Raw genomic sequence first — 15793 nt, forward strand, 5'->3', positions numbered from 1 at the left:
TCAGGCTTCGTCCTCCTTTTTCACCAGACCAACTTTTTTCACTTAATAAAATGATATGTCGGACGCGAAAAAACGGAACGTGCCATATGTTTTATTTTTCTTTATAGGATATTTGTTCGATGTTCAGCAGCACCGCTTTTACATCCGTCTTCGTGCCCGCGTATCCCGTTAAGGCGCTGTTTTTGCCGATTACCCGATGGCACGGGATCAAAATCGGCAGCCGGTTTCGTTTATTGGCTTGTCCGATGGCGCGCACCGCTTTCGGTTTTCCGATCGCTTCGGCCATATCACCGTAGCTTCGGGATTCCCCGTAAGGAATCATCGTCAGCGCGTTCCACACCTTTTCCTGAAAGGGTGTGCCTTTTTGTCTCAAAGGCAGAGAGAATTGCTTTCTTTCTCCTGAAAAATAGGATGCCAGCTGCTGTTTCGCCTCCGACAGCAAAGCGGTTTCGCACGGCTTTACGCCGGGCGCGTCTTTCCGCCATTCCTCAAAATCTTCCCCGGTGAGAAACAGGCCGGTAATAAAGCCCTCTTCCTCTGTTACGATAACGGTTCCAAACGGCGCTTTTACACTTGTAAAACAGATCATTCCCCGCTCCTTCTTTCTTCGGTATTCTGCCGGATCGGAAGCGTCAAATGAAAAACCGTGCCCTTCCCTTCTTCACTTTCCACATGAATGCGTCCCTGATGTTCTTCGATGATTTTATAGCTGACCATCAGACCGAGGCCCGTTCCCCTGTCTTTTGTCGTGTAAAATGGCTCGCCCAGACGTTTTAGTTTGTCTTCGGAAATGCCTGTTCCTTCATCTTGAAAAGAAATCAAAATGTGGTCTTGATCAGAAGGCTGGATGGTCACGTAGATATTGCCGCCGCCCGGCATGACTTCAATGGCGTTTTTTAAAATATTGATAAACACCTGTTTTAATTGATTCGGTTCACAGTAAATCGGCGGGATGTTTCCGGTCAGGTTCAGATGAATCTGCACATTGACAAGATTGGCCTGGGCATTCAAAAGATCAGCCGTGTCTTTCATAATCTGCGTCACATCTTTTTCTTCATATAATATCGCCTGAGGTTTCGCTAAAATTAAAAATTCAGTGATGATAGACTCGATGCGTTTTAATTCTGAGGTAATGACGTTAAAGTACAGGGAATATTCGCCTTCAATGCTTCCTTGAAGAAGCTGAATGAACCCTTTCAGCGCTGTCATCGGGTTTCTGATTTCGTGGGCGATGCCCGCCGCCAGCTCCCCTACAACATGAAGAGTGTCGGATTTCCGCAGCCTCTCTTCAAGCTCTTTGGCCTCTGTGACATCTTTAAAGATGGCCAGATTCATATTTTGAATGATATTTCTTTTGAAGGAGAATTCCAGTTTGCGGCTGTCACTGCTGCTTAACAGGAAGGGGATTTCATTATCCATTCCTTCTAAATCAATCTTTCTGGCGGGAACACCCGCGTTTTCAATATCAAATAAAGAAAGAATATCCGGAACGGTGTACGCTCTCAGCTCCTCATCCGGCATGCCCAGTATACGGCTTGCGAGAGGATTCGCGTCAATAATGCGGAATTGGTTGTCAAATAAGACCTTGCCGTCCATTGAGCCGTTGAATACTTTTCTGAATTTCAGCTCGCTTTCCCGCAATTCTTTTTCCATCCGCTTACGATCGCTGACATTTCTTAAAATGGTTAAATGCTGACCTTCAAGTATGGTTCGTTTTGATGTGAACTCAAGCTCTTTGTATTGGCCGTTTGCCATCTGAAACAGCATTTCTTCACGGATTTCCCCGTATTTTTCATATTTCTTCTTAATCTGCTTGTATTTTTTCTGCGGATCAACGATAAACGTACATAAATTCGTCTCCAGCAGCTTATCCATCGGCAGTTCGAAAATGCGGCACGCCGATTCGTTTGCTTTGGCAATCTTTCCGTCATCAGACCAAATGACAATCGCGTCCATCGCGTTTTCAAAAATTTCGCGGAATCGCTCTTCGCTTTTAAAGAGTTTCAATTCCATCAACCGTTTCTCTGTTATATCTCTCATAATGGACATGTAGAACCCGCTGATTAAGTTGGACGTAATCGTAAATTCAAACAGCTTCTCTTCGCCGGACCGAAGCTTGACGGGCAGTTCTCCTTTGGCATTTCCTTTTCTGCGGAGGGTTTCCCAGATTTCTTTCAGATGCTTTTTGTTTTCGCCGTCGGTAAAATGGCGGAGCGACAGATGCGACAATTCATTCTGGCCGATCTCAAAGCTTTTGCAAAAAGAGAGGTTCGCATCAATAAACCCGCCGTCCTTATCAAACAGCACGATGCCGTCAACAGCCCTGTCAAACAAATCTTTAAACAGCTGCTCGTTCATGGAGAATTCGCGCTCTAATATTTTTTTAGAGGAGATGTCCCTCATCACCACAAAAAAATAATCCTCCCCAATTCCGTCTCTGGCGAGGAATTCAATGTATTTCGTCGCGCCGCTGTCAAGCTTAATCGGCACCTCTTTCCACAGATGGCCTTTTTTTAAAAACTTTTTCACGGCCTTATTCAGTTCTTCCTGAGGCACGGAATATAAAAAGTCCAGGACGGAGCGGTTAATAAGGCTCTCTGCCTCAATCTGCATCATCCGGGCCGCAGCCTCGTTCGCCTGGACGATTTTCATTTCCTTACGGCATATAAAAATGGCATCAAGCGTGTTATTCATAATCACATGATACCGGTTCAAATCACTCTTCAGGCGGTCATTTTCCTCTTTCATCCGCTTCAGCTGCTCTTTCAGCGACTCGTTTGTTTGCAAATCCAGAGTTTCAGCCATTCAGTACACTCCTTCTTCAAAAACCTATCCTTCAATATTTCTACAAAATACCTCATCTTCCTTCATTCGCCCTATACATTTCAGAAAATTTCAATGATATGACAAGTTAAAGTCTTTTTCTACGATCCTTACCTCCCCGTTACATCATCCTAACAATCCCTTTTGTCCTCCTTCAATTTTTTGTTTTTTATTTTAAAATGAACACCAACAGGAAATAATCATGCAGTGGATGATTTTTGAAGAGAAGGTGATGCTATGACAAAATCGCGAGACAGTTACTTTGACAACGCCAAGTTTATCTTGATTTTTCTGGTGGTGTTCGGCCATATCCTCCGGTCATTTATTAACGGAAATGAGTTTATGCTCCATCTCTACAAATTCATTTATACTTTTCATATGCCGGCCTTTATCCTGGTTTCCGGCTATTTCGCAAAAAACTTTAAGCGGAAAGGTTATGTGAAGAAGCTGGCTGTGAAGCTGATTATTCCGTACCTGATTTTTCAGGGCATTTACTCGGTTTTTTACTATTTGATTCAGGATGAAAGCATGGCAAGCGTCAATCCGATTGATCCGCAGTGGTCTCTCTGGTTTTTAGTCAGCTTATTCTTTTGGAATCTGCTGCTTTATCCCTTTACGAAGCTGCCGAAAATGTGGGCGCTTGGGGCGAGCTGCGGGCTTGCCGTCATGATCGGGTATCTCGATTTCATCAGCAGCACGCTGAGTCTTTCACGGACGTTTGTTTTTCTACCGATGTTTCTCGTCGGGTTTTATTTAAAGAAACGGCACTTTGATTTGCTTCGGGCTAAAAGAGGCAGGCAGATTGCCGCGGGCGTACTGGGGATTGTTTTCCTCTTATGCTGGTGCATTGATTTTGATTACTCGTGGCTGTTCGGATCAGAGCCTTATTCTACATTCGGCACAGTGTCGCTGCTGAGCGGTCTGTCGCGCATCGGCTGGTATGTTTTGGCCTTTGCCGCCACTTTCAGCTTTTTGGCGCTCGTTCCGCAAAAGCGTTATTTCTTTACGAAATGGGGTACGAGAACGTTTTACGTGTATCTGCTGCATGGATTCATTATAAAAACGCTGCGGCAGATCGGGCTTGAAGATCACTTGTCTGATTATCAGAATTTAGTCATGCTCTTAATGTTAACAGCCGCTCTTACGTCCATTCTCTCCAGCAATGCGGTGAAAACGGCCGCACAGCCGTTTATTGAGCTGCGGATAACCGGCTTGCTTCAAGCGGTGAAAGGAACAAGAAACGGTGCTTATTCGAAATAATGCAAAATACCTCTTAAGCGTTGCCGCTTAAGAGGTATTTTTTATTTTTTGCCGTCTTCTTTTTTCTTCGGCTTCGTCTGTTCAAGCGTTTCAATCCATTTTCCGGCGTTATAATCACCGAGCTCGCTTGAAAACTCTTCTTCAAGCAATTTAGGGTCCATCGGCTTTTTATGGTTTTGCATGTCTTTGCTGTGGCGGTTTTTTTTCGTCATATTACTCGCCTCCTTGTTTGCCGTGTTTTGATTTGCGGTTTGCGCCTCTCAGTCCGGGATCACCGTCATATTGTGTTTTGTATGCATCTTTGTCCATGCTCTCAGTCGGTGTATTGTTGTTGGTCAAAGCTTCATTCTTTGCTGCTTTGCGTTTCATTTGATTTCCTCCTTCTGTCAGCAAATCTGTTTTGAATTCATTAAGCATTTTTTTTAAGTCGCGCACTGTCACGTTTTTGGCCTCATCAATGAGTTCATAGCCGATCTGTCCGTTCGGCTCAAGCAGCACATATTTAAAATCTTGAATGTCTCCGAGGCCTTCCTGCCTGATCCTCATTGACAGCTGGTCTTCGGTAAAACGCATTTTTTTTAAGTTTTCCGGGATGATTTTTCCGTTTCTGACAACGGCGACGGTTTTTCCTGAAAATAGAAACTCAAAAAAGCTTGATTTGATTTCTAAATATTCCATCAGAATCAGTACCGCAATAAAAATCGCCGCCGCGAAAATGGTTTCCCATAAATTATGTTCAATAAACGGCTGAATAATAATCGAGCCGATCGAAATCATGATGACTGTCTGGGTCACCGACAGCTGGCTGATGGATTTCCGTCCGGCAATCCGCAATAAAAAGGTACCGACCGCGATCATAACTACCGACTTCCAAAATACGGCAAACAATGACGTCACCTCTTTACAAGTAGAATCTCCAAAGAAACTGTTTCCACTCATCCATTTTACGGCAATAAAAAAACACCGCTTTCTGAAAAGCGGTGTCAGCCGATAATCATCCTTTCCTTCGGATAATGATAATTTGCTTCGATTTCTTTTCGGCCGATCAAATAAAGGAAAGTCAAAATGCCGATCCGGCCGATAAACATCACAATCATGATCACACATTTTCCGATATCGCTTAAATGCGGAGTAATCCCGAGCGACAGGCCGGTCGTTCCGAAAGCGGAACACACTTCAAAAAGCAGTCCGAGGAGCGTCTGATTTGTCTCCGTCACGGAAAGAATCAGCGTCGACCCGAACACGAGCAGAATCGCCATCATCGTAACGACCAGCGACTTCATGACATCAGCCTGATGAAGCTCGCGTTTAAAGACCTTGACCGCTTTATTCCCTCTGGCAAAATGAAACAGAGCAAGAAGGTTAAGCGCAAACGTCGTCGTACGGATTCCGCCGCCGACCGAGCTCGGTGATGCGCCGATAAACATGAGGGCGCAGATGAAAAATAATGTCGGCGCCGACAGCTGGCTGATATCAATTGTCGCAAGCCCGCCGCTTCGCGTAGCAGTTGATTGAAAGAGACATAAAAATAAAACATCATGCCAGCTTTTCCCCTTCATAACATGGCTTGCTTCAAGCGCGTAAATGCCCACGGCTCCGAACAAAACAAGCATTCCGAACGTAACGGTCGTAATTTTCGTAAACAGCGTGAATGAGTATCTGCGCTGTTTTGAAAACAAAAAGTCTTTTACTTCTACGAGCACCGGAAAACCGATCGCCCCGAAAATAATCAGAAGCATCGTAATAAACTGCACGAAATAGTCATGTCTGAACGGGACGAGTGAATTTCCCGTAATATCAAAGCCGCCGTTTGTCGTGGCGCTGACGCTCGCAAAGAATCCGTGCAAGTACGCCTGTTCAAACGAATCATAGTACGTTAAAAAATATGTTCCTAAGATGATGCCGCCTAAAAACTCGATTAATAAAATCAAAAACAGCACTTGCTTCATCAGGTTGACGATACCGGAAAACTGCGATTGATTCTGATCCACCATAATGAGCTTCCGTTCCCGCAGACCGATCCGTTTGCCCATAATGAGCCAGACGAATGTTCCGAGCGTCATAATGCCGATTCCGCCGAATTGAAGCACGAAAGCCAAAATGACAATCCCGGCCGTGCTGAATGTATCAGCCGTGTTGACGACCGTTAAACCGGTGACACTGACTGAGCTGACAGCCGTAAACAGCGCGTCTATAAACGACCAGCTGGCCCCTTGTTTGTGGGCGGCCGGCAGGCTTAGCAAAATAAATGCCACCGTCACAGCAAGAAAATAATATAATGCAATCAGCTGTGCAGGCGACAAGATCTGTATGAATTTCTTCAGTTTTAATTTCATAAGATAGTTCCTTCTGCCTCTCAAATGTAGTACGTAATTATTCTAATGATATTGGGAGAATTTTTAAAGGCCTTTTTAGAAAGATTTTTCATTACCTTATGTAATTTGCCGATCTTTAAACAAAAAACCTCTGAAACGATTGTCAGAGGTTTTGTTTATTATTTTGCTTCCAGCCTGCGGATGCGCTCATCGAGATCAGGGTGTGTGGAGAACAGTGACGAATGCTTTTTGCCGTTAATTTTTAACGTCTGCACCGCCGTCTGGTCTTCTTCATTCACATGTCCTGTATAAGACTTCAGCGTACGCAGGGCGTGAATCATTTTATCCTTGCCGGCAAGGTCTGCACCGCCACGGTCAGCGTGAAACTCTCTGTGGCGCGAGTAGGCGAAGACGACAAGACTGCCGAGAATGGAAAAGATAATCTGAAACACGATCATCGCGATAAAATGCACGACCGGTGCGAGGTCTTCTTTGACAAAGCGGCTTGCAACCCATGCCGCGATTCGGGAAAGGAATACGACGAACGTATTGACGATTCCCTGCAGCAGCGTCATCGTGACCATATCACCGTTTGTGATGTGTGCGACTTCATGGGCAAGAACCCCTTCCACCGCAGCATCATCCATCTGCTGCAATAAACCTGAAGAAACCGCGACAAGCGAACGGCGCTTAGAAGGTCCGGTCGCAAAAGCATTGACCTCCGGGGACTGATAAATGCCGACTTCAGGCATTTTCGTCATCCCTGCGGCACGGGACAATCTGTGCACACGGTCAACCAATTGCTGTTCTTCATAGCTGAGTGACTGTTTCTTCGGATTTAACACCCGGACGCCCATCATCGTTTTGGCCATCCATCTGGACATTCCGAGAGAAATAAAAGAACCGACAAAACCGACGACAAGACTGAACACGAGCAATGCCATCAGATCAATGCGGCCATTTTGTATATACGAGCCGACACCGGTAACGCTTGTAATAATCGTAAGCACAATTCCGATTGTCGTAATGACCAAAAGGTTCGTTAAAATAAACAGAAATATTCTTTTCGCCATAATTACCTCCGTCTTTTTTAAGATCAAAAGAACTTATTTAATTAAATTATAAATGATCTGTTTGAAAATGCAACAATTTCGACGTATGATGTAAATGTAATTCTCAGTGATATCAGAAAGTGAACACGTAATCAATCAGAGGTGAACCATGAACACGTTTAAACTGACCCGAACTGATATGGTCCGGCTTCTTTACGCGTTAAAAGGCCAAGGAGACGCAACTCCTCTCCAAATCTTATTGCAATCAGCGGAAATGACATTGGATGAAGCGGAAAGCCGTCTGCATATCCCTGAATTTCTGACGAGATTCGAACGAAAAAAAGAGAAAAAGGAATACGGGCTTTCAACTAACGAGATTGTCGAGCTGGGAAATCTGTGCGAGCTGACGTCTTTAAAATCAACCGCCGTCCAAAACTGGGTGAAGCGCGATATTAAAGATTTAATCGGCCACCCCTTACTCGGCAAAAAATATACAATTGAACAAGCTGTCATCCTTCTCATTGTACGTGATTTAAAATCAATTTATGACTTCGAACATATACGCGGCATATTAAAAATCGCTTTTAACACGATCACAGACAGATCAGACGACGTCATCAGCCCGATCAGCTACTATGAAAGCTGCGCCCAAGTGATTGATTATCTTCATCATAAAGCAAACCCGCCGATGAAGGAAACGAGCCTGCAGGAGCTCGTTGAAGAGCAGACGGACAAGCTCAAAGGCTGCTTTAAAGAACTCGGAAGCGGACAATGGAACAATATCAGATCCATCATCGCCGTCACGGTGCTCTCCGTTTTGACTTTCCATATTCAAGCCTCAGCCTACAAAATGACCAGCCATTTATTATAATTCATAACGCTTCTTCGCCCCGGTGTCTGCGCCGGGGTTTTTTGCTGTACAACAATTGCCAGCATAATCAATACCGTTCCGTTTGAAACTAAAATGCGTAAACACATCTTGCCAGAGAAAAGGAGATGAAAAAGATGGCGAGCAGAAATAAACTCTTAGTTCCAGGGGCTGAGCAGGCACTTGACCAATTTAAATACGAAGTGGCTCAAGAATTCGGCGTGAACCTTAGCTCTGATACAGCAGCACGCGCAAACGGCTCTGTAGGCGGGGAAATGACAAAACGTCTTGTACAGCAGGCTCAATCACAATTAAACGGGAAAAATCAATAATGCAGCTTATTCGCCGGGACTTCTCGGCGAATTTTGATATTTATCGGCATTCTCCTTTCCGTGCCGGTAGCCGTTCGGATTCCTGCGGTCTGATGAATCTTCATGATGCCGATAGGAGTCCCAATGTTCATTGCGATCATGATTCCGCTGATTCCAGTAATGATTGTAATACTTTTGCTTAGGCTCTTTGTCATTTCCGTTTTCCTGAGGATTTTGTGTTGGGGGCTGCTCTGTTTCCCCATCTTGTTCCTTCTGTGTGTTTTCTTCTGATCCGGAAGCTGCATTTTTGTCGGTTTGCTGACTGCCGTCCTGACTGTCCGGCTTCGCTTCTTCCGTGCCGGGCGTTGTTTCATTGTTTTCCGGCTTCTCTGCTGCCTTTTCTTCATCAGGAGCTGTCTTTTCATCAGCCGCCGGCTTTTCTGTGTCCGGCTGCTTGCTTTGATCAGCGTCTGTTTCGGTATCTTTTTGATCTGTTTCATTGCCGTCGGTTTGCTTTTCAGACTGTTTTTCTTCTGTTTTCTTTTCGTTTCTTCTTATGTAGCTGCCTGTTGACATCCCTTCCTGTTTTGCTTTTTCTCTTGTTTCCATATCAGATTCAAGAGATTGGACCTGGTAGGTGCCCTTATATTTTTCAGTCATGTCAGCCAGCTGTTTTTTAACGCCTTTTTTATATGTATTGTCATCTGTATTTTCATAAACCGTGGAAATTAAAATCTCTTTTGATTCCTTTACATATCCATGCTTGCTGCAATCGGTAATAATATTATTGATGACTTCCTTAAAATCGCTGCTTTTCCAATCTCCGATGTCACTGATGACCTGTTTGGCGTCATGGTTCAGCGGTGTCAGTTCAATGACTTCATATTTGCTGTTTAAAGCCATTTCAATGCTGGGATTAATGTCAAGCGTCATATACGCGTAAGCTTTGTTATCAGAAAAAACCGGGAGCAAAATTAAAATAAACAAAATAATAGCAGTCATCGTAAACACTCCCAATTTAAAAGGGCGCAGTTTCAGAAAATCAAAAAAGCTGGCCCTTCTTCCCATACGCGTTTCGCCTTCGAACGTAATTTCCTCTCCGATTTCACAAGTGCGGTGATCATTTTTTGTTTTTAAAAATTGTCCGTCAGGGGTTAGCAACGTGACGAATTTTTTATTTTTCTCTACTATGATCCCTCTTCTCATGAGTGCAACACCCCTTTAAGATAATCTTTTAAATAAATATAATCACCGGTAATAATAATACTCATGGCGATGATATATTTTCGGTTCCGTTCGATCGTTTTTCTGCTGACCGACACGAGCTGCTCAAGCTGTTTGACAGGAAGCTGTTTTTTCTGGTGCAAAATGGACGCCAGCTCTTCATTTTCAACAAGCGTGTAGGCTACCTTAATCGCATTCTGCCTCGCATCTGTATGCTTCGGCGATTGTTCCAGCAGCTCTTTAAAAGACAGGCCGTATTCTTTCAGCTGCTTCTGAAAAAAAAGAATTTCTTCCCGGCGCTGTTCCTGTTCTATCTGTTTGCGGTATTCATCAATGGAAAGCTCCGCTTCGATAAGGCTCTGCGAAGATTCCTGGTCGTCGCCCTCCTGCACATCCATATTGATATGCTGAGCGGTTCTTGCTTCTTTTCTGATATAGTCTATCACTTTTCTTTTTATAATCAGCTCTGCAAATGCAAGCAGCGAATTACCTTTTTCAGCCGAATACTTTTCAATGGCTTCGTTAAACGCGATCAGCCCGATGCTGAATTCGTCGTCTTTTTCATCTATATATCGTTTACAAACGGATGAAACCGTCTTCGCGATAAAAGGCTTATATTGCTGTATTAAATCGTTCTGCAGATCTTTGTCGCCTTTTTGTATTTTTTCAACAGATGTTTCAAGCGTTTGCTTCTTTTTTCCCAATTTAAACAAAAGGCTAAGCACTGGTTTCACCTCAGTTCCTCCCTATAACTACTCATAATCATAGCTAATTTAGTAGGGATTCGCAAAGGAAGAAAAAGAGAAATCGATTTCATTTGTCTCAATTATGACAAGCCAATAAGACGTACTATACATGATTTCGTGCCCCCATGCAGAATTAAGGGGGTTTTCTCTGTGTTTTTTGTAACAATGCTGTTATAAAATTGTTATCATATGTCTTAAATGTAAGCGCTTCAAACAAAAAAGGGAACCTGCTTTCTAAAAAGCCAGACTCCCTTTTTGATCATTTTACGCGTGTTCTCTTTTTTCCGATGCCGCGCCGGACTCTGTTTGTTTTGCTCCTGACATAAACCATCCGCAAACCGCAATGGCAGCCAGAACCGCCCAGAAAATGATTTTCCAGGCCGCCGAATGGATGACATCTGCCGGAATTATACCGAGTTCCTCATGGGCCAACGTATAAAGAGCGAGCTTCACGCCTACCCATCCGACAATCACAAATGCCGCCGTTTCAAGGCCCGGCCTGGTTTTCAGTAAGGATACGAACATTGATGCCGCAAAACGCATAATGATTAAACCGATTACGCCGCCGGCTAAAATAACGAGAAACTGACCGCCGTCCAGGCCGCCGATGGCAGGAAGCCGTGTTCCCGGAAGCGTTACGGCAAGTGCGACCGCCGCTAAAATGGAGTCAACGGCAAAAGCGATGTCCGCGAGCTCCACTTTCAAGACAGTCTGCCAAAACCCGCTTTCTTTCTGCGTTTTCTGCCCGGCGTTATCTTTGAATACATACCGCTTCAGCAAATGGCTGACCGCAATGTAAAACAGGTATAAAGCGCCGACGGCCTGGACCTGCCAAACATTCACCAGAAATGAAATGGCGAAGAGCGACCCGAAACGCAAAATAAATGCGCCCGCCAATCCGTAAAATAAAGCCTTCTTCCTTTGTTTTTCAGGAAGATGCTTCACCATCACAGCCATCACCAGCGCGTTATCCGCCGCCAAAATCCCTTCCAGCCCGATTAAAACGAGAAGAACCCATCCATACTCCAATAATAATGCAAAGTCCAATCCATTCCCTCCGTTTCTTTTTTCTATCATCCGAGCTTATACCGGCGGTTTTTTTACGCAAAAAAGACCTTTGCCGATATAAGGCAAAGGTCTTGCTAGACATGAATGATTGGCATGCCAACAAAGCCGATGGATATGATCCATGAATTGACGACTTTGTTTCCGGAATATCCGGACGCTACTCCCCTTTGGGATTTCAAGAAATATTTGTTTATACGCTCATGATAAAGCCTGTTTCATCATTTGTCAACGCTTAACTTTTTTAACAAATTGAGAAATTTTTTCTGTTTTGACCCGCTGTTTTCTTCTCTTCAAAAACATCCAAAGAACGAGAAGCAACACAATGAATATACCGAGCGGCAGCATATATTGATCGAGAATGGAACCGACGCTTTTCCAATTTTCCCCGAGTTTCATTCCGAGGTATACGTAAGCAAATGTAATCGGCAGCATCGCTGCATATGTATAGAGAGAGAACACCCAGATATTCATCTTCGCAATGCCGCACGGCAAAGAAATCAGCGTCCTGACCCCCGGTATAAAACGGCCGCTGAACGCTACCAAACCTCCGTGCTTCTGAAAGAAATCATCTGATTTCTGCAGGGATTCGGGTTTTATCCATATGTACTTTCCATATTTCAGCAAAAACGGCCGACCGCCCAGCCTGCCGATCCCATATAAGACAAGCGGACCTGAAACACCGCCGAGCGAACCGGCAAACACGGCTCCGGCAAGCGTCATATCCCCTTTTGAGACCCAATAGCCCGCAAGCGGAAGAACAATTTCCGCCGGGATGAATTCTATACTGAGCGCCAAAAAAATTCCGGCGTAAGATAAGCTTTTAAACGCTTCAATTATTGATATGATGAAATCTTCGATGATCTATCACTCCCGGCTTACGTCTATATTCTGAAACTTAAGAATGATTTTAACACAAAACCTTGAGGCTGAAATATCTTTTAGACATGCCCGTTATAAATATGAGTCGTTTCAGATCGGCCCGCCTTTCTCCTGATTGCTCTTCTGGCGGCGGTTACATCACTTAAGATCTCCGGAAAAGTTACCCTTCGCGGTAAGCGGCGGCTGACCGGAATTCAGTTCATATGGGCAGTGCGTTTTGCCGGGATCTTTGCCATCGCCGAATCTGTTTTTATGGGAGCGGGAAATTCTCTCGGTCACTACATGGAAATGCGTGGGCATTTCCCGGGGAATGATTCTGTATAATTTTTTTGATCAACCATTGATGATTTTCGGGGACTTCAGCGATTTAAAGAACTTACCGATTCACATGCGATTTCCTTTTCAGCCGGCCATTACCGCATGAGGAAATAGAACAGCCGCTCCATGAACGCCGCATCACCCATAAGTTGCTACACATGGAACGGACCCGTTTATCCACAATAAAGACAAAAAGGAGTTTTTATTCATGCACACGATGTGGAAGGGTTCGATCAGTTTCGGCCTCGTCAATATCCCGGTCAAGCTCTTTGCGGCCACTGAAGATAAAGATATAAAATTCCGCAGTCTTCATAAAGAAGACCATGCGCCGATTAAATACGAAAAAATCTGCACCGGATGTGAAAAGAGTCTGGAGCCTGATGAAATCGTGAAAGGCTATGAGTATGTAAAAGGGAAATACGTCATTATGACAGACGAAGACTTGAAAGACGTAAAACAGGAACATGAAGAAAAAGCGGTTGAGATTGTTGACTTTGTCCAGCTGCAGGAAATCGATCCGATTTATTTTAACCGGTCATATTATGTCGGGCCGGGAGACAACGGCACAAAAGCCTATACACTTCTGCGGGAAGCGCTGAGGACGACGGGTAAAATCGGGATTGCCTCCATTACGATCCGCTCTAAACAGCAGCTTGCGATTCTTCGCGTGTATGACAACTGCATCGTGATGGAATCCATTCATTATCCGGATGAGGTCAGAAATGCCGGACATGTGCCGGGCGTTCCTGAGCAGACAGCCGTTAATGAAAAAGAGCTGCAGACGGCGATCACGTTAATTAATGAGCTGACAACCGAGTTTGACCCGGAACAATACGAAGACACATACCGGAAAGCCCTTCTCGCCAAAATTAACGATAAGCTCGAACATGAAGAAGCGGGCGTGACACCTGCTCCTGCCGGCCCGCGAGAAGATGTCATTGATCTTGTCAGCGCGCTTCAGGCAAGCATTGACCGGACGAAGCGGCCGAATCGCGAACAGGCTGCACCGGCACGGACAAAAGACACAGCGTCAGCTGGCGGCGGAGGCAAAAAGCAGAAGACGACCAGACAAAAAGCCGGAACGTCTTAATCATGGTGCTGACGATGCAGCCGATTTTGACCTCTGTACCGCCTGAAGGCAGTGAGTGGCGCTATGAGGTAAAATATGACGGATTCCGCTGTCTTCTCCGCATAGACGAAAACGGCGTTACATTAACCAGCAGAAACGGACAGACGCTGACGAATCAATTTCCGGAAATCACGGCTTTTGCGGCCCGGTGTTTTCAGCACATGAAAGACAGGTTCCCCATTACGCTTGACGGAGAGCTTGTCTATTTAATCAATCCGTACAGAGCGGACTTTGAGCATCTTCAAATCCGCGGACGTTTAAAACGAACCGAAGCAATTAAAAGCACCGCTGATAGACGGCCGTGCCGCTTTCTGGCATTTGATCTCCTCGTTCTGGAAGGCGCGGGCACCGTCTCATTACCGTATGTGAAACGGAAGCGCGCCCTTTCCAATCTGCTTAAAGAAGCAAATCTTCCCGCCTGCCCTCATCACTTAGCGGAAGAAGCGATTCAATACATTCCGGAGCACACTGACTTTGACGCGCTTTGGGACAAGGTCGTCCGCCATGACGGAGAAGGTATCGTAGCCAAAAGGGCTTCCAGCGGATGGGCGGAAAATAAACGCTCTCCCGACTGGCAGAAGTATAAACATATGAAAACGGCTCACGTGCTATTAACCGGATTCAATCCGAAGAACGGGTATGTGACGGCCTCTGTTTTGAAAGACGGCATCGTCGTCCCGATCGCTTCCGTTTCCCACGGCATGCAGGCGGAAGAAAAAAACGCCGTCAGAACCATTATGGAGACCCACGGAAAAAAACAAAAAAGCGGCGAGTATACACTTGAGCCTTCTATCTGCATGACCGTGCAGTATTTAACCATATTGCAGGACACGCTGCGTGAAGTATCTTTTGTGTCCTTTCAGTTTGAAATGGATTGGACGGAATGCACGTATCAGCAGCTTATCCTCCGCTCTAAAACGCTGCCGCCGAAGCTGCAGTTCACAAGCCTGGATAAGATCGTTTTTAAAAAACGTGAAAAAACGAAAGCAGATTTCCTTAGTTATATGGTGAAAATGAGCGATTTTCTGATGCCCTTTCTTAAAGATCGGGCCGTCACGGTGATCCGTTATCCGCACGGCGCGCCTGGCGAATCTTTCTTTCAAAAAAACAAACCGGACTACACGCCGGACTTTGTCACAAGCGTGTTTGACGGGAGCCACGAGCACATCGTATGCAGCAGCGTACCGTCACTTCTATGGCTGGCTAATCAGCTGGCGCTTGAATTTCACGTTCCGTTTCAGACAGTGCATTCTGAAAGGCCCGCAGAAATCGTCATTGATCTTGATCCTCCGTCAAGGAATGATTTTCCTATGGCAGTGGAGGCTGCGCATGTGCTGAAACAGCTGTTTGACTCATTCAGCATGACGTCATTCCCGAAGCTCTCCGGAAATAAAGGCATTCAGCTTTACATCCCGCTTTCACCGGAAGCATTCACCTATGAAGAAACCCGTGCGTTCACAATGCTCATCGCCGATTATTGCGTCAGGACGCGCCCGGATCTTTTTACGACAGAGCGGTTTATCAAAAACCGAAACGGCAGGCTCTACCTAGATTATTTGCAGCATGCCGAAGGGAAAACCATTATCGCCCCCTATTCGACCCGGGGCAACGAATTGGGAACGGTTGCGGCTCCCCTTTATTGGAGCGAAGTCAACTCCTCTTTAACACCTGATGATTATACGATCGATACAGTAGTGAACCGCGTCAGGACAGAGGGAGATCCGTTTTATGATTTTTACCGGAATGCGCAGGACGGCCCGCTTTCAATCGTGCTTGAGCAAATCAAGAGAAAGAGCTGAC

Annotated in this window: 15 protein-coding genes; 5 read left to right on the forward strand and 10 right to left on the reverse strand. The window is 45.2% G+C overall.

The features are described from left to right. Window positions 1–91: 91 nt before the first annotated feature. Together AC2CGA_RS04245 and AC2CGA_RS04250 are read right to left on the reverse strand one after the other, a co-directional pair. The gene (locus tag AC2CGA_RS04245) at window positions 92–589 is read right to left on the reverse strand and encodes a methylated-DNA--[protein]-cysteine S-methyltransferase (protein WP_107994419.1); all 498 of its coding nucleotides are present in this window, start codon (window positions 587–589) and stop codon (window positions 92–94) included. Next, a complete protein-coding gene (locus tag AC2CGA_RS04250) occupies window positions 586–2805 on the reverse strand; it encodes a PAS domain-containing sensor histidine kinase (protein WP_003154707.1) in 2220 nt (739 codons plus the stop codon). The genes AC2CGA_RS04245 and AC2CGA_RS04250 overlap by 4 nt, the downstream gene beginning before the upstream one ends. A 255-nt stretch (window positions 2806–3060) precedes the next feature. On the opposite strand from AC2CGA_RS04250, the gene AC2CGA_RS04255 reads away from it, so the two are divergent. Beyond that, entirely contained in the window at window positions 3061–4083 is a 1023-nt protein-coding gene (locus AC2CGA_RS04255) for an acyltransferase family protein (protein WP_003154708.1), read from the forward strand. A gap of 41 nt (window positions 4084–4124) precedes the next feature. Here the strand turns inward: AC2CGA_RS04255 and AC2CGA_RS04260 are convergent, their stop codons facing one another. From AC2CGA_RS04260 to htpX, 4 genes are all read right to left on the reverse strand, one after another. Then, window positions 4125–4295, reverse strand: a complete 171-nt coding sequence (locus AC2CGA_RS04260) for a hypothetical protein (protein ID WP_003154711.1) — start codon at window positions 4293–4295, stop codon at window positions 4125–4127. 1 nt (window position 4296) lies between these two features. Further along, window positions 4297–4971 (reverse strand): DUF421 domain-containing protein, encoded by a 675-nt coding sequence (locus AC2CGA_RS04265; RefSeq protein ID WP_014304895.1) that lies wholly within the window; start codon window positions 4969–4971, stop codon window positions 4297–4299. A 95-nt stretch (window positions 4972–5066) separates the two neighbouring features. Beyond that, the gene (locus AC2CGA_RS04270; protein ID WP_014304894.1) at window positions 5067–6419 is read right to left on the reverse strand and encodes a TrkH family potassium uptake protein; all 1353 of its coding nucleotides are present in this window, start codon (window positions 6417–6419) and stop codon (window positions 5067–5069) included. A gap of 158 nt (window positions 6420–6577) precedes the next feature. Next, window positions 6578–7471 carry a protease HtpX gene (gene htpX / locus AC2CGA_RS04275; protein ID WP_003154715.1) on the reverse strand — a complete coding sequence of 298 codons (894 nt, stop codon included), beginning with the start codon at window positions 7469–7471 and terminating at the stop codon, window positions 6578–6580. Window positions 7472–7619: 148 nt separating this feature from the next. Between htpX and AC2CGA_RS04280 the strand changes: the two genes are divergently transcribed. Beyond that, a complete protein-coding gene (locus AC2CGA_RS04280; RefSeq protein ID WP_032856705.1) occupies window positions 7620–8321 on the forward strand; it encodes a DUF1836 domain-containing protein in 702 nt (233 codons plus the stop codon). Window positions 8322–8455: 134 nt separating this feature from the next. Beyond that, a complete protein-coding gene (locus AC2CGA_RS04285) occupies window positions 8456–8650 on the forward strand; it encodes an alpha/beta-type small acid-soluble spore protein (protein ID WP_003154717.1) in 195 nt (64 codons plus the stop codon). A gap of 6 nt (window positions 8651–8656) precedes the next feature. Here AC2CGA_RS04285 and AC2CGA_RS04290 read toward each other — a convergent pair whose 3' ends face one another. From AC2CGA_RS04290 to AC2CGA_RS04305, 4 genes are all read right to left on the reverse strand, one after another. After that, on the reverse strand, window positions 8657–9835 hold the full coding sequence (locus tag AC2CGA_RS04290) for an anti-sigma-I factor RsgI family protein (protein ID WP_014304893.1): 1179 nt from the start codon (window positions 9833–9835) through the stop codon (window positions 8657–8659). Beyond that, window positions 9832–10587: an RNA polymerase sigma factor SigI gene (gene sigI / locus AC2CGA_RS04295; protein WP_003154719.1), complete on the reverse strand. Its 756-nt coding sequence runs from the start codon at window positions 10585–10587 to the stop codon at window positions 9832–9834. The genes AC2CGA_RS04290 and sigI overlap by 4 nt, the downstream gene beginning before the upstream one ends. 276 nt (window positions 10588–10863) lie before the next feature. Continuing rightward, complete coding sequence (locus AC2CGA_RS04300) at window positions 10864–11646, reverse strand: TerC family protein (RefSeq protein ID WP_044053143.1); 783 nt, start codon at window positions 11644–11646, stop codon at window positions 10864–10866. Between the two features lie 246 nt (window positions 11647–11892). Further along, complete coding sequence (locus AC2CGA_RS04305; RefSeq protein ID WP_371745798.1) at window positions 11893–12528, reverse strand: DedA family protein; 636 nt, start codon at window positions 12526–12528, stop codon at window positions 11893–11895. A 544-nt stretch (window positions 12529–13072) separates the two neighbouring features. Between AC2CGA_RS04305 and ku the strand changes: the two genes are divergently transcribed. Both ku and AC2CGA_RS04315 read left to right on the forward strand, forming a co-directional pair. Beyond that, entirely contained in the window at window positions 13073–13954 is an 882-nt protein-coding gene (gene ku, locus AC2CGA_RS04310) for a non-homologous end joining protein Ku (protein WP_003154722.1), read from the forward strand. A 2-nt stretch (window positions 13955–13956) separates the two neighbouring features. Further along, entirely contained in the window at window positions 13957–15792 is a 1836-nt protein-coding gene (locus AC2CGA_RS04315) for a DNA ligase D (protein WP_484480133.1), read from the forward strand. Window position 15793: the final 1 nt, after the last annotated feature.

The sequence above is a fragment of the Bacillus sp. SYZHCR11 genome (assembly GCF_057196865.1).

Excerpts from the sequence above, each read along its gene's own strand:
- AC2CGA_RS04245 (WP_107994419.1), bottom strand. The coding sequence starts at position 589 with ATGATCTGTTTTACAAGTGTAAAAGCGCCGTTTGGAACCGTTATCGTA.
- AC2CGA_RS04250 (WP_003154707.1), bottom strand. The coding sequence starts at position 2,805 with ATGGCTGAAACTCTGGATTTGCAAACAAACGAGTCGCTGAAAGAGCAG.
- AC2CGA_RS04255 (WP_003154708.1), top strand. The coding sequence starts at position 3,061 with ATGACAAAATCGCGAGACAGTTACTTTGACAACGCCAAGTTTATCTTG.
- AC2CGA_RS04260 (WP_003154711.1), bottom strand. The coding sequence starts at position 4,295 with ATGACGAAAAAAAACCGCCACAGCAAAGACATGCAAAACCATAAAAAG.
- AC2CGA_RS04270 (WP_014304894.1), bottom strand. The coding sequence starts at position 6,419 with ATGAAATTAAAACTGAAGAAATTCATACAGATCTTGTCGCCTGCACAG.
- htpX (WP_003154715.1), bottom strand. The coding sequence starts at position 7,471 with ATGGCGAAAAGAATATTTCTGTTTATTTTAACGAACCTTTTGGTCATT.
- AC2CGA_RS04280 (WP_032856705.1), top strand. The coding sequence starts at position 7,620 with ATGAACACGTTTAAACTGACCCGAACTGATATGGTCCGGCTTCTTTAC.
- AC2CGA_RS04285 (WP_003154717.1), top strand. The coding sequence starts at position 8,456 with ATGGCGAGCAGAAATAAACTCTTAGTTCCAGGGGCTGAGCAGGCACTT.
- AC2CGA_RS04290 (WP_014304893.1), bottom strand. The coding sequence starts at position 9,835 with ATGAGAAGAGGGATCATAGTAGAGAAAAATAAAAAATTCGTCACGTTG.
- ku (WP_003154722.1), top strand. The coding sequence starts at position 13,073 with ATGCACACGATGTGGAAGGGTTCGATCAGTTTCGGCCTCGTCAATATC.
- AC2CGA_RS04315 (WP_484480133.1), top strand. The coding sequence starts at position 13,957 with ATGGTGCTGACGATGCAGCCGATTTTGACCTCTGTACCGCCTGAAGGC.